This is a genomic window from Pseudomonas sp. PHC1, assembly GCF_046487845.1.
Taxonomy (GTDB): Bacteria; Pseudomonadota; Gammaproteobacteria; order Pseudomonadales; family Pseudomonadaceae; genus Aquipseudomonas; species Aquipseudomonas sputi.
On the sequence record NZ_JBJXHJ010000007.1, the window covers coordinates 180,636 to 193,057 of the forward strand.

Genomic DNA, 12,422 nt, shown 5'->3' on the forward strand with positions numbered 1-12,422 from the left:
ATGACACAAAGTGTCATATAGCCTCTAAAGTGTCATCCATGGGCAACCACCACAGGACACGGATATGGCCAAGACATTAGCACTACCCAAAGACGAACTGGTCAGGCAAGCGCTGACCCAGATGCAAAAAACCCTGGCGGATAATACGTGGACAGACCGGCAAAAGCTGGCCCTGACCTGCCGGATTCTGTTCGAGAACGGCCACGATTCGGGCCTCGCCGGGCAGATCACCGCCCGCGGCCCGCAGCCGGGCACTTACTACACTCAGCAACTGGGCCTGGGTTTCGATGAAATCACCGCGAGCAATCTGCTGCTGGTCAACGAAGACCTGGAAGTGCTCGAAGGCCACGGCATGGCCAACCCGGCCAACCGTTTCCACAGTTGGGTATACCGCGCCCGGCCGGACGTGAACTGCATCATCCACACCCACCCGACGCACATTGCCGCGCTGTCGATGCTGGAAGTGCCGCTGCAGATTTCCCACATGGACCTGTGCCCGCTGTACGACGATTGCGCGTTCCTTGAAGGCTGGCCGGGTGTGCCGGTGGGTAACGAAGAAGGCGAACTGATTGCCGGCGCGCTGGGCGAAAAACGGGCGATCCTGCTTTCCCACCACGGACAGCTGTCCACAGGGGCGACCATCGAGGAAGCCTGTGTCATCGCGCAACTGATCGAACGCGCGGCCAAGCTGCAACTGCTGGCAATGGCCGCCGGGACGATCAAACCGATCATCCCCGAACTCGGCCGCGAGGCCCATGACTGGGTCACGAAACCCAAACGCCACGCCGCGGCCTTTAACTACTACGCCCGGCAGAACCTGCGTCAGCATGCCGATTGCCTGAACTGAACCTCTCATCCCTGCGGAGCACTCTCATGTCCAATATTCACGGCATCATCGGCTACACCATCACCCCGTTCGGCGCCAACGGCGAAGGCGTTGACCTGCCGGCCCTCGGCCGCTCCATCGACCGCCTGATCGCCGGCGGCGTCCACGCCATCGCGCCACTGGGCAGCACCGGCGAAGGCGCCTATCTGAGCGATGCGGAGTGGGATCAGGTCGCCGAGTTCAGCATCAAGCACGTCGCCAAACGTGTACCGACCGTGGTCAGCGTGTCCGACCTGACCACCGCCAAAGCGGTGCGCCGCGCACGCTTTGCCGAAGCCCATGGCGCCGACGTGGTGATGGTGCTGCCGACCTCCTACTGGAAACTCACCGAGGCGGAAATCCTCGCCCATTACCGCGCCATCGGCGACAGCATCGGCGTGCCGATCATGCTCTACAACAACCCGGCCACCAGCGGCACCGACCTGTCGGTGGAGCTGATCCTGCGCATCGTCAACGGCGTGGAAAACGTGACCATGGTCAAGGAGAGCACCGGCGACATCCAACGCATGCACAAGCTGCAACTGCTGGGCGAAGGCCGGGTGCCGTTCTACAACGGCTGCAATCCGCTGGCGCTCGAAGCGTTCGCCGCCGGAGCCAAGGGCTGGTGCACGGCGGCGCCGAACCTGATCCCGCAACTCAACCTGGATTTGTACGAAGCCACGCTGGCCGGAGATCTCGACAAGGCGCGAGCACTGTTCTATCGCCAGTTGCCGCTGCTGGACTTCATTCTCAAGGGCGGCTTGCCGGCGACGATCAAGGCCGGTCTGCGCCTGACCGATCTGGAAGTCGGCGATCCGCGTTTGCCGGTGTCCCCGCTGAGCGAGGCCGGGCGTAACCAGTTGCAGGCCATTCTCAACACACTGAGCTGATTTCAGCCACGGCAAAAACCCTGTGGGATCGACGCACTGTCGGACCCACGGGGTTTTGGGCTGAAGGTGGATTCAAAGCACCGGCAGGGTTTTGTCCTTGATCACCTTGGAGGGCCCGTTGGCCTTGACGCTGGCGATGCCTTTGGCACATGCCGCGTCGGATGAATAGGATTCGCTGCTGCCGATGATCTGGTGATTGGCCGCCTTGAGGTTGAAATAGGGGTGACCGTCCTTCGTCGACTTCTTCTCGTAGCGCTCGTCCAGCGGGCTGTTCGCCTGCACCGAGGCGATGCCGTTTTCGGCGGCCGTGCGGGTGGTGTACAGCTCGCTGGTCAGAATGGTTTCGGCATTCGCCGCTTTCAGCACGAACTTGTACTGGCCGTTGCTGCTTTTGCTCAACTCATACCATCCGGACATGGTGTGTCTCCTTATCGATGTGTCACAGGGTGATTTTGGTTCCAAGCAACCCCAGGAAACCGGCCAGCCAGTTCGGGTGCGCCGGCCAGGCGGGCGCGGTGGCCAGGTTGCCCTGGACATGGCCGTCCGTGACCGGGATGTCGATGTAGGTGCCGCCGGCCAGCCGCACTTCCGGGGCACAGGCCGGATAGGCGCTGCATTCACGGCCTTCGAGAATCCCCGCCGCTGCCAGCAGTTGCGCGCCATGGCAGACAGCGGCAATCGGCTTGCCGGCCTTGTCGAAGGCGCGCACCAGTTCAAGGACTTTTTCGTTCAGCCGCAGGTATTCCGGCGCACGCCCACCGGGCACCAGCAAGGCGTCGTAATCCTTGGCATCGACCTTGGCGAAATCGAAGTTCAGGGCAAACTGATGACCGGGTTTCTCGCTGTAGGTCTGATCGCCTTCAAAGTCATGGATCGCGGTACGCACAGTCTGGCCGGCGGCCTTGTCCGGGCAAACGGCGTGGACGGTGTGGCCCACCATCTGCAGGGCCTGGAACGGCACCATCACTTCGTAGTCTTCGACGTAATCGCCGACCAGCATCAGAATCTTTTTCGCGGCCATGGGCAGGGCTCCTCTGGTGAATGCGCAGGAATATTCACAGTAGCCCAAGGACCGCGATCGCGTTCGCAAACTGTATGGATAACTCTGCGCCCAGCTGTAACAGCCCGATTGCCGTGGTTTGTGGCTAGATGAAGGCACCTTCCTGTCACCTTCGAATCGAGTTGCCCTCATGTCTTCGCGCGAAAACACCGGCATGGCCCTCGGCCTGCTTGGCGTGGTGATTTTCAGCCTCACCCTGCCCTTCACCCGCATCGTGGTGCAGGAACTGCACCCACTGCTCAACGGCCTGGGCCGTGCGCTGTTCGCGGCGATTCCGGCAGCAGCGCTGTTGTTGTGGCGTCGGGAAACGTGGCCGACCTGGAAGCAGGTCAAAGGCCTGAGCCTGGTGATTGCCGGGGTGATCCTCGGTTTCCCGGTACTGTCGGCGTGGGCCATGCAGACTTTGCCGGCGTCCCATGGCGCGCTGGTCAACGGTTTGCAGCCGCTGTGCGTGGCGCTTTACGCCGCGTGGCTGTCCCATGAACGGCCGTCGAAAGCTTTCTGGACCTGCGCCGCATTGGGCAGTGCGCTGGTGCTGGGATACGCGTTGTACACCGGCGCCGGCAGCATTCAGGCCGGGGATCTGCTGATGTTGGGTGCGATTGCGGTAGGCGGTCTGGGTTACGCCGAGGGCGGGCGGCTGGCCCGGGAGATGGGTGGCTGGCAGGTGATCTGCTGGGCACTGGTGCTGTCGACGCCGCTGCTGATCGGCCCGGTGCTGTACCTGGCGTGGCAGCATCAGGGCGCGGTATCGGCGAAAACCTGGTGGGCGTTCGGTTACGTCGCGCTGTTTTCGCAGTTCCTGGGTTTCTTCGCCTGGTACGCCGGGCTGGCCATGGGTGGCATTGCCCGGGTCAGTCAGATTCAGTTGTTGCAGATTTTCTTCACCATCGCGTTTTCCGCGCTGTTCTTCGGCGAACACGTGGAGCCAATCACCTGGCTGTTCGCCTGCGGGGTGATCGCGACGGTGATGCTCGGGCGCAAGACCACCGTGCGCCCGGCTCAACCGGGCACGTTACCGGCGGGCGTTCAGCTCAAGCCTTGAGCTTCAGAAGGCCGTCAGCGAGCAGCAGGGTTTCGAGGCAGTGCTCGCTGATCTGGTAGAACGCTTTCAATTCCTGAATTTTCATCAGCAACTGAGTCGGGTCCCCGGGCTCGGCGCGTTTCACGGCGAGGATCATCTTGTTCTTGTTGGTGTGGTCCAGGGAGATGAACTCGAACACCTTGGTCTCGTAACCGCAGGCTTCAAGGAACAGCGCACGCAGGCTGTCGGTGACCATTTCCGCCTGCTGGCCCAGGTGCAAACCGTATTGCAGCATCGGCTTGAGCAGCGCCGGGCTCTGGATCTGCAAGCGGATCTGTTTGTGGCAGCACGGCGAGCACATGATGATCGACGCGCCGGAGCGGATGCCGGTGTGGATCGCGTAGTCGGTGGCGATGTCGCAGGCATGCAGGGCGATCATCACGTCCAGTTCGCTCGGCGCAACGCTGCGCACATCACCGCATTTGAACACCAGCCCCGGGTGTTCCAGCTTCGCGGCGGCGGCGTTGCACAGGTTGACCATTTCTTCGCGCAATTCGACGCCAGTGACTTCGCCCTCGGCCTTCAAGGTGTTGCGCAAATAGTCATGGATGGCGAACGTCAGGTAACCCTTGCCCGATCCGAAATCCGCCACCCGCACCGGTTTGTCCAGGGCCAGCGGCGACGAGGTCAGCGCGTGGCTGAAGACTTCGATGAACTTGTTGATCTGCTTCCATTTGCGCGACATCGCCGGGATCAGCTCGTGCTGGGCGTTGGTCACGCCCAAGTCCTTGAGGAACGGCCGGTTCAGATCGAGGAAGCGGTTTTTCTCGCGGTTATGCCCGGCGGACGGCACTTCGCGCAATTGCTGGGGTTTGCTCATGAACAGTGAGCTCTTGCCCTTTTTGCTGTATTCGAGCTGGGCTTCGTCCGTCAGTGCCAGCAAATGCGCATTCTTGAACGCCGCCGGCAGCAGCCCGGCAATCGTCGCCACCGCTTCGTCCAGCGGCAGGTTCTTGGTGATGTCGCGGGTCTTGTAGCGATATACAAAGGACAGGCACGGCTGCGCCTTGACCGTCACCGGTTTGATGATGATCCGCTGCAGGTCCGCTTCTTCGCCGACGTACTTGGCCAGCACCAGTTTGATGAAGCCGTTCTGTTCGAGGCTGGTTTGCAGCAGCTCGATGAACCGGGCGTGGTGATCGGGCGCCGGTTTGGCAGATGCGGAGGGAGCGGTAACGGACATGGGAAAAAGCGGCCTCGGACGGGCAAATCGGGAATGGCCGCTAGTTTAGGGGGGATGGCGTTCGAGGGCACGGCTAATTTCCCGAACGGCTTATCCCAGAACCACCAGACGATTGGGCAACTCATTGCGCACCTGGGTCACCGGCACATGCACCTTGAGCAACTCCCCGCACGCCTCGATGCAAGTGACAAAGCCCTGCAACGTCTGCCCCCGCCGCACCTGCTCGGTAAACGTCGCGACAATCGAATCCCAGCTCTTGTTATCCAGTTTTCTGGAAATCCCTTCGTCCACCAGAATCTCCACGTACCGCTCGGCCTCACAGACAAAAATCAGCACACCGGTGCTGCCCACCGTGTGATGCAGGTTCTGCTCGAGAAACTGCCGCCGCGCCAGGTTCGAGGCGCGCCAGTGCCGGACACGGCGCGGCACTAGATGGGTAGTGATCTTCGGCAGGCGAAACAACAGACACAGCACGATGAAAATGCCCCACTGCACCAGCAACAGGCTGTGCATGGTCAGCCAGCCGGTCAGGTAATGCACGATCCCCGGCACCACCAGCGCCAGCAGGCTGGCCCACAGCAACGGGATGTACGCGTAGTCGTCGGCGCGTGCCACGAGCACCGTCACCAGTTCGGCGTCGGTGTCACGCTCGACCCGGGCGATGGCCTCGGCGACCTTGCGTTGTTCGTGTTCAGTCAGTAGTGCCATGTCGTGAAGTGCCTGCTCATTATTGTTATCACCAGCCGCCGGAAGACCCGCCCCCGCCGAAACTGCCACCGCCGCCGCTGAAGCCTCCGCCGCCTCCGCCGCCGCCAAATCCACCACCGCCAAAGCCGCCCCCTCCTCCGGAGCCGCCCCGGCCGGCGGGAAGGATACCGAGCATCTGGCAGACAAAAACAGTCAGGATGAACAACATCACCAGAAATACGAACAACGCCGGGTGCCGCGAGACGAAATCATCCGCAGGATCGCCGGCCGATTCATACACCGTGGACGGCTCGTCCAGCGGATTGCCGCCCAGCACCACCAGCATGGCCGCGACACCGTCGCTGATGCCCTTGCTGAAATTGCCGGCCTTGAATGACGGCGTGATCACCTGATGGATGATCACCGAACTCTGGGCGTCGGTCAGGCGATCCTCCAGCCCGTAGCCGACCTCGATGCGTAACTTGCGCTCGTCCCGGGCGACGATCAACAGGGCGCCGTTGTTCTTGTCCTTCTGGCCGATGCCCCAGTGCCGGCCGAGCTCGACGCCATAGTCCTCGATGGTCGCGCCTTGCAGATTCGGCAACGTCACCACCACCAACTGTTCGCCGGTCGCCTGCTCGTGGGCCTGCAATTGCTGGCTCAGTTGCGTGCGCACCGACGGCTCGATCATCTGCGCCTCGTCCACTACCCGCCCGGTCAGCGCCGGGAAGGTCAATTCGGCCCGGGCGCTGACGGCGAACAGCCACAGCATCAGCACCAGACCCATCTTCAACACACGCATGGGCATCCCCGGCTCAGAACTTCACTTCCGGGGCCTTGTCCGCGCCGGGGCTGGTGGCTTCGAAGGTCTCGCGGATCGGCAAATTGCTGTACATCACGCTGTGCCACAAGCGACCGGGGAAGGTGCGGATCTCGGTGTTGTATTTCTGCACCGCCAGAATGAAATCGCGACGGGCCACGGCGATGCGGTTTTCCGTGCCCTCGAGTTGCGATTGCAGGGCGAGGAAGTTCTGGTTGGCCTTCAGGTCCGGATAGCGTTCGGACACCACCATCAACCGGCTCAAGGCACCGGTCAGTTGATCCTGGGCCTGCTGGAACTGCTTGAGCTTTTCCGGGTTGTCGAGGGTGCTGGCATCGACCTGGATCGACGTCGCCTTGGCCCGCGCCTCGATAACCGCCGTCAGGGTTGCTTCCTCGTGTTTGGCATAGCCCTTGACGGTTTCCACCAGATTGGGGATCAGGTCGGCGCGGCGCTGGTACTGGTTCTGCACCTGGCCCCAGGCAGCCTTGGCCTGCTCGTCGAGGGTCGGAATATTGTTGATGCCGCAAGCGGTCAACAACGTGGCCAGCACCAGCAGGGTGGCCACCTGCAAACGCGAGCGGTAGACAGGACTGACATTCATCGGACGGGTGCTCCCTTGCACATTTCATGAATAATGAATCGCGAAACATTCTCGGCCGACGGTTGGGGCATAATCGCCCGCGCCACTGGATTGCGGCGGGCCGATGGGCTAAAAAGAGGCCCTGCGCGATCACGTCGCCGAAACGTTCGACGTACATTCGGCTGTCGTTTTCTGAATCAGCACCCGAACAACAATAGTCGCTCCCTACATTTTGGCTGGCCGGTGTTGTAACGCCGTTTAGGCCCTTGAGAAAACTATTCATGAAGAAGCTGTGTTTGCTGGGCCTGTTCGTCAGCCTGGCCAGTCATCAAGTACTGGCCGCCACGACCCCGGTACCCCTGGAAAACAAGGACGCGTTCATCAGCCACCTGATGAAGCAAATGACCCTCGACGAGAAGATCGGCCAGTTGCGCCTGATCAGCATCGGCCCGGAAATGCCCCGCGAGCTGATCCGCAAGGAGATTGCCGCCGGCCACATCGGCGGCACGTTCAACTCGATCACCCGCCCGGAAAACCGTCCGATGCAGGACGCGGCCATGCGCAGCCGGCTGAAGATCCCGATGTTTTTTGCGTACGACGTGATCCACGGTCACCGTACGATTTTCCCGATTCCCCTGGCCCTGGCGTCGAGCTGGGACATGGACGCCATTGGCCGCTCCGGTCGCGTTGCCGCCAAGGAAGCGGCTGCCGACAGCCTCGACATCACCTTTGCGCCAATGGTCGATATCTCCCGCGACCCGCGCTGGGGCCGCAGCTCCGAAGGGTTCGGTGAAGACACCTACCTGACCTCGCGCATCGCCAAAGTCATGGTCAAGGCCTATCAGGGCGAGACCCCGAGCGCGGCCGACAGCATCATGGCCAGCGTCAAGCACTTCGCCCTGTACGGCGCGGTCGAGGGCGGTCGCGACTACAACACCGTCGACATGAGCCCGGTGAAGATGTACCAGGACTACCTGCCACCGTACCGCGCAGCCATCGACGCTGGCGCCGGCGGCGTGATGGTGGCGTTGAACTCGATCAACGGCATCCCGGCCACCGCCAACACCTGGCTGATGAACGACCTGCTGCGCAAGGACTGGGGCTTCAAGGGCCTGGCGGTCAGCGACCACGGCGCGATCTTCGAACTGATCAAGCACGGCGTGGCCCGCGACGGTCGTGAAGCGGCGAAGCTGGCGATCAAGGCCGGCATCGACATGAGCATGAACGACACCTTGTACGGCAAAGAACTGCCGGGGCTGCTCAAATCCGGCGAGATCGAACAGAAAGACATCGACAACGCGGTGCGTGAAGTCCTCGCGGCCAAGTACGACATGGGCCTGTTCAAGGACCCGTACCTGCGCATCGGCAAGGCCGAAGACGATCCGGCCGACACCTACGCCGAAAGCCGCCTGCACCGCGCCGACGCCCGTGAAGTGGCCCGCCGCAGCCTGGTGCTGCTGAAAAACCAGAACGAAACCCTGCCACTGAAGAAAACCGCCAAAGTCGCGCTGGTCGGCCCGCTGGCCAAGGCCCCGATCGACATGATGGGCAGTTGGGCCGCCGCCGGCCGTCCGGCGCAATCGGTGACCCTGTTCGACGGCATGAGCCATGTGATCGGCGACAAGGCGAACCTGATCTACGCCCGTGGCGCCAACATCACCAGCGACAAGAAGGTTCTCGATTACCTGAACTTCCTCAACTTCGACGCGCCGGAAGTGGTCGATGACCCACGCCCGGCCAACGTGTTGATCGACGAAGCGGTGAAAGCCGCCAAGGATGCAGACGTCGTGGTTGCAGCGGTGGGCGAATCCCGTGGCATGTCCCACGAATCGTCGAGCCGCACCGACCTGAACATCCCGGAAAACCAGCGTGAGCTGATCCGTGCCCTGAAAGCCACCGGCAAGCCGTTGGTGCTGGTGCTGATGAACGGCCGTCCGCTGACGCTCCTCGAAGAGAAAGAACAGGCCGACGCGATTCTGGAAACCTGGTTCAGCGGCACCGAGGGCGGCAACGCCATCGCCGACGTACTGTTCGGCGACTACAACCCGTCGGGCAAACTGCCGGTGACCTTCCCGCGCTCCGTGGGCCAGATCCCGACCTACTACAACCACCTGAGCATTGGCCGGCCGTTCACGCCGGGCAAACCGGGCAACTACACCTCGCAGTATTTCGATGACATCACCGGTCCCCTGTTCCCGTTCGGTTACGGCCTGAGCTACACCGATTTCAGCCTGAGCGACATGGCGCTGTCCTCGACCACCCTGAACGCCACCGGCAAGCTTGACGCCAGTGTCATGGTCAAGAACACCGGCAAGCGTGACGGCGAAACCGTGGTGCAGCTGTATATCCAGGACGTCACCGGCTCAATGATCCGCCCGGTCAAGGAACTGAAGAACTTCCAGAAAATCATGCTCAAGGCCGGCGAGCAGAAGGTCGTGCACTTCACCATCACCGAAGATGACCTGAAGTTCTACAACGCCCAGCTCAAGTACGCGGCCGAGCCTGGCAAGTTCAATGTGCAGATCGGCCTGGATTCCCAGGACGTGACGCAGCAGAGCTTTGAATTGCTGTAATCCCTGCACCCTGATCGTTCCCACGTCGAGGCGTCGAACCGTCTGCGTGGGAACGATCAACTGCGCTTAGCCGCGTCTGTCGAGCAAGTTGACCACCACCCGATCCACCCAGCCCCAGATCCGCTGCTTCACCCGCCGCCACAACGGTCGGCGCTGCCATTGCTCCAGGCTCACCTGCTGACTCAGGCCGAAGTCCTTCTCGAAACTCGCCGCCACCGCGGCCGTCAATGACGGGTCCAGCGCTTCCAGATTCGCCTCAAGGTTGAAGCGCAGGTTCCAGTGATCGAAATTGCACGAACCGATGCTGACCCAATCGTCCACCAGCACCATTTTCAGGTGCAGGAAACACGGCTGGTATTCGTAAATTTTTACCCCGGCCTTGAGCAGGCGCGGGTAGTAACGGTGCCCGGCGTAACGCACCGACGGATGATCGGTGCGCGGCCCGGTCAGCAGCAGGCGCACGTCGAGGCCACGGGCGGCGGCCTTGCGCAGGGAGCGGCGGATTTTCCAGGTCGGCAGGAAGTACGGCGTGGCCAGCCAGATACGCTTCTGGCCACTGTTCAAGGCGCGGAACAACGATTGCAGAATGTCGCGATGCTGGCGGGCGTCGGCGTAGGCTACGCGGCCCATGCCCTCACCCGTGTCCGGCACGCGGGGCAAGCGTGGCAGGCCGAAATGCGCGTTGGGCCGCCAGGCCCGGCGATGGCGGTTGGCGATCCATTGGCGGTCGAACAGCAATTGCCAGTCGAGCACCAGCGGGCCGGTGATTTGCACCATGACCTCGTGCCATTCGCTGGTATCGTGGCCCGGCGTCCAGAATTCATCAGTGACCCCGGTGCCGCCGACCACCGCCAGACGCTGATCGACCAGCAACAGCTTGCGATGATCGCGATAGAAATTGGCGACCCAGCGTCGCCAGTTCAGCCGATTGTAAAAACGCAGCTCGACCCCGGCACCGGTCAGGCGCCGGCGCAGCGTGAGGGTGAACGCGAGGCTGCCGTAATCGTCGAACAGGCAACGCACCCGCACGCCCCGCTCCGCCGCCAGCACCAGCGCCTGCACGATGGTTTCGGCACAGGCGCCGGCCTCCACCAGATACAGCTCCAGTTCGATCTGCTCGCGGGCGCGGGCGATCTCGTCGAGCATGCGCGGGAAGAATTGCGGGCCGTCGATCAACAGCTCAAAGCGATTGCCATCACGCCACGGAAACACCGCGCCGCGCATGTCAGCGCGCCGTGAAGATCAGCACCGCACCCACCGGCACCGACAGACTGATGGCCGACAGGCCGGCCAGGTTGCGCAGGGTTTCCAGCCCCGGCAACAGATCGAAATCCTCGGCACTGATCACCAGCGGCTCCAGCGTCACCACTTGAAAGCGTCGGTCATCGAGGCGCGTGGCGAGCAGTTCGGCGGGGTATTCGTGCTGCTTGCCGTGCAGGTTGACGGTCAGCGGCAGGCGCAACTCAAGCTGCGCGCCGGGGGCCAGATCGTTGATCGGGCGCAGGTCGATTTGCGTGGTGATGGTCGCTTCGGGGAATTGCTCGATCTGGAACAACTCCTTGCGCATGCGCTCGTCGCGCAGCGGGATGCCGCTGTTGATCGAGTCCAGCTCGACTTCGACCACGGCGCGGCCATCGGGATCGACCTTGCCGTGCAGCACCAGAAAGCGCTGCACTTCAGAAACATTGGCGTTTTTTGTACTGACGAACGACAGCCGCGACGACTCGCCGTCCAGATACCAGTTGGCCTGGGCCGGCAGCGCAGCGGCGCCCAGCAGCAGGCCGGCGAAGGCGTTGCACAGAGAACGGTTGAACATTGAAGACTCGTGGGGCCGATAAACCTGCACGAACCTTAACTGGCCGTGGCGTTATTGCAAACTGTCAGTCTGTGCAAACACTCAGGCCAATGCCTGCTGCACCTCGCCGATGGTCGATGCGAGTCTGTTGAGGTGCAGGCTCAGCACCCGTTCCACCGGCGCCTGATCCATCGGCCAGTGCAGCGCCATGCTGCCGACCAGTCGCCCTTGCGCACGAATCGGCAACGCCACCGCGCGAATCAGGAACGGCAGGCGCACCGGGTATTCCCAATAACCTTCGGTGCGCTGGCCGAAACCCTGATGCAAGGCTTGCTCGGTGGCCTGCCATACACCGTCATCCGCCAGCTGTTCGCGCTCGGCCAGACGTTTCACGTCCTGGCTGTCGAGTTCGCCAAGGCACGCGCGGCCCATCGCCGAATGAAACAGGCTGGCGTGATGGCCAACGATCTGACAGTTGTTCGGATAGCGTTTGCGCAAGACCTGCGGAATCGCACTTTCCATCACTTCAACCCGTTCGCCGTCGAAGCACGACAGATCCGCCACCAGCCCGGTACGCTCGCTCAGCTCCAGCAGCATCGGCGCGGCGCTTTCCACCAGGTGGCGTTTGAAGCGTTGCTGACGATCACCGAACAGTCGCTTGGCGCACAACCGGTAGCGGCGGTCGCTGAGGCCGCGATAGATCCAGCCCTGCTCCTGCAAGGTCGCGAGCATCCGCGACACCGTGGCTTTGGGCAGAGTCGTCAGGTAGTGCAGCTCTTCCAGCCCCAACGCCTGATGCTCGCCGAGCAACTCGACGATGGCCAGCGCCCGTTCGACCGAGCGCACGCTACCGGTGTCTGCCTTGCTGCCCATGTGTTCGAC

General features: G+C 62.3%; 13 protein-coding genes. 4 read left to right on the plus strand and 9 right to left on the minus strand.

Translation table 11 applies throughout. The features are described 5' to 3' along the window. The first annotated feature begins 64 nt into the window (after positions 1-64). Together ACKJSM_RS12840 and ACKJSM_RS12845 are read left to right on the plus strand one after the other, a co-directional pair. The gene (locus ACKJSM_RS12840; RefSeq protein WP_410237694.1) at positions 65-847 is read left to right on the plus strand and encodes an aldolase; all 783 of its coding nucleotides are present in this window, start codon (positions 65-67) and stop codon (positions 845-847) included. A 26-nt stretch (positions 848-873) separates the two neighbouring features. Continuing rightward, complete coding sequence (locus tag ACKJSM_RS12845; protein ID WP_236180971.1) at positions 874-1,755, plus strand: dihydrodipicolinate synthase family protein; 882 nt, start codon at positions 874-876, stop codon at positions 1,753-1,755. 72 nt (positions 1,756-1,827) lie between these two features. Here ACKJSM_RS12845 and ACKJSM_RS12850 read toward each other — a convergent pair whose 3' ends face one another. Both ACKJSM_RS12850 and ACKJSM_RS12855 read right to left on the minus strand, forming a co-directional pair. After that, positions 1,828-2,172 carry a YegP family protein gene (locus ACKJSM_RS12850; protein ID WP_236180973.1) on the minus strand — a complete coding sequence of 115 codons (345 nt, stop codon included), beginning with the start codon at positions 2,170-2,172 and terminating at the stop codon, positions 1,828-1,830. A gap of 22 nt (positions 2,173-2,194) precedes the next feature. Continuing rightward, on the minus strand, positions 2,195-2,776 hold the full coding sequence (locus ACKJSM_RS12855; RefSeq protein WP_339485406.1) for a DJ-1/PfpI family protein: 582 nt from the start codon (positions 2,774-2,776) through the stop codon (positions 2,195-2,197). Between the two features lie 169 nt (positions 2,777-2,945). On the opposite strand from ACKJSM_RS12855, the gene ACKJSM_RS12860 reads away from it, so the two are divergent. Continuing rightward, positions 2,946-3,860, plus strand: coding sequence for a DMT family transporter (locus ACKJSM_RS12860; protein ID WP_410237696.1), 915 nt, complete (start codon positions 2,946-2,948; stop codon positions 3,858-3,860). Here ACKJSM_RS12860 and ACKJSM_RS12865 read toward each other — a convergent pair. The 4 genes from ACKJSM_RS12865 to ACKJSM_RS12880 all read right to left on the minus strand — a co-directional run bounded on the left by ACKJSM_RS12865 (position 3,850) and on the right by ACKJSM_RS12880 (position 7,193). Further along, a complete protein-coding gene (locus ACKJSM_RS12865) occupies positions 3,850-5,082 on the minus strand; it encodes a class I SAM-dependent methyltransferase (protein WP_410237698.1) in 1,233 nt (410 codons plus the stop codon). The two genes, ACKJSM_RS12860 and ACKJSM_RS12865, sit on opposite strands and share 11 nt — an antisense overlap. A 90-nt stretch (positions 5,083-5,172) precedes the next feature. Beyond that, positions 5,173-5,790, minus strand: coding sequence for a TPM domain-containing protein (locus ACKJSM_RS12870; protein WP_410237700.1), 618 nt, complete (start codon positions 5,788-5,790; stop codon positions 5,173-5,175). Between the two features lie 28 nt (positions 5,791-5,818). Next, positions 5,819-6,571, minus strand: a complete 753-nt coding sequence (locus tag ACKJSM_RS12875; protein WP_039771483.1) for a TPM domain-containing protein — start codon at positions 6,569-6,571, stop codon at positions 5,819-5,821. 13 nt (positions 6,572-6,584) lie between these two features. Further along, entirely contained in the window at positions 6,585-7,193 is a 609-nt protein-coding gene (locus tag ACKJSM_RS12880) for a LemA family protein (RefSeq protein WP_039771481.1), read from the minus strand. Positions 7,194-7,453: 260 nt separating this feature from the next. Here ACKJSM_RS12880 and bglX point away from each other — a divergent pair, with 260 nt between their 5' ends. Continuing rightward, entirely contained in the window at positions 7,454-9,745 is a 2,292-nt protein-coding gene (bglX, locus tag ACKJSM_RS12885) for a beta-glucosidase BglX (protein WP_410237702.1), read from the plus strand. A 66-nt stretch (positions 9,746-9,811) separates the two neighbouring features. Here bglX and ACKJSM_RS12890 read toward each other — a convergent pair whose 3' ends face one another. The 3 genes from ACKJSM_RS12890 to ACKJSM_RS12900 all read right to left on the minus strand — a co-directional run bounded on the left by ACKJSM_RS12890 (position 9,812) and on the right by ACKJSM_RS12900 (position 12,413). After that, positions 9,812-10,969 (minus strand): phospholipase D-like domain-containing protein, encoded by a 1,158-nt coding sequence (locus ACKJSM_RS12890; protein ID WP_410237704.1) that lies wholly within the window; start codon positions 10,967-10,969, stop codon positions 9,812-9,814. Between the two features lies 1 nt (position 10,970). Further along, positions 10,971-11,561: a YceI family protein gene (locus tag ACKJSM_RS12895; RefSeq protein ID WP_410237705.1), complete on the minus strand. Its 591-nt coding sequence runs from the start codon at positions 11,559-11,561 to the stop codon at positions 10,971-10,973. Positions 11,562-11,642: 81 nt separating this feature from the next. Then, positions 11,643-12,413 (minus strand): IclR family transcriptional regulator, encoded by a 771-nt coding sequence (locus ACKJSM_RS12900; protein ID WP_410237707.1) that lies wholly within the window; start codon positions 12,411-12,413, stop codon positions 11,643-11,645. Positions 12,414-12,422 lie beyond the last annotated feature (9 nt).

Bases quoted from the DNA above. Each gene is read 5' to 3' on its own strand.
- ACKJSM_RS12870 (WP_410237700.1), bottom strand. From the start codon at position 5,790: ATGGCACTACTGACTGAACACGAACAACGCAAGGTCGCCGAGGCCATC.
- ACKJSM_RS12895 (WP_410237705.1), bottom strand. From the start codon at position 11,561: ATGTTCAACCGTTCTCTGTGCAACGCCTTCGCCGGCCTGCTGCTGGGC.
- ACKJSM_RS12880 (WP_039771481.1), bottom strand. From the start codon at position 7,193: ATGAATGTCAGTCCTGTCTACCGCTCGCGTTTGCAGGTGGCCACCCTG.
- ACKJSM_RS12890 (WP_410237704.1), bottom strand. From the start codon at position 10,969: ATGCGCGGCGCGGTGTTTCCGTGGCGTGATGGCAATCGCTTTGAGCTG.
- ACKJSM_RS12860 (WP_410237696.1), top strand. From the start codon at position 2,946: ATGTCTTCGCGCGAAAACACCGGCATGGCCCTCGGCCTGCTTGGCGTG.
- ACKJSM_RS12840 (WP_410237694.1), top strand. From the start codon at position 65: ATGGCCAAGACATTAGCACTACCCAAAGACGAACTGGTCAGGCAAGCG.
- ACKJSM_RS12875 (WP_039771483.1), bottom strand. From the start codon at position 6,571: ATGCGTGTGTTGAAGATGGGTCTGGTGCTGATGCTGTGGCTGTTCGCC.
- ACKJSM_RS12865 (WP_410237698.1), bottom strand. From the start codon at position 5,082: ATGTCCGTTACCGCTCCCTCCGCATCTGCCAAACCGGCGCCCGATCAC.
- ACKJSM_RS12845 (WP_236180971.1), top strand. From the start codon at position 874: ATGTCCAATATTCACGGCATCATCGGCTACACCATCACCCCGTTCGGC.
- ACKJSM_RS12855 (WP_339485406.1), bottom strand. From the start codon at position 2,776: ATGGCCGCGAAAAAGATTCTGATGCTGGTCGGCGATTACGTCGAAGAC.
- ACKJSM_RS12850 (WP_236180973.1), bottom strand. From the start codon at position 2,172: ATGTCCGGATGGTATGAGTTGAGCAAAAGCAGCAACGGCCAGTACAAG.
- bglX (WP_410237702.1), top strand. From the start codon at position 7,454: ATGAAGAAGCTGTGTTTGCTGGGCCTGTTCGTCAGCCTGGCCAGTCAT.
- ACKJSM_RS12900 (WP_410237707.1), bottom strand. From the start codon at position 12,413: ATGGGCAGCAAGGCAGACACCGGTAGCGTGCGCTCGGTCGAACGGGCG.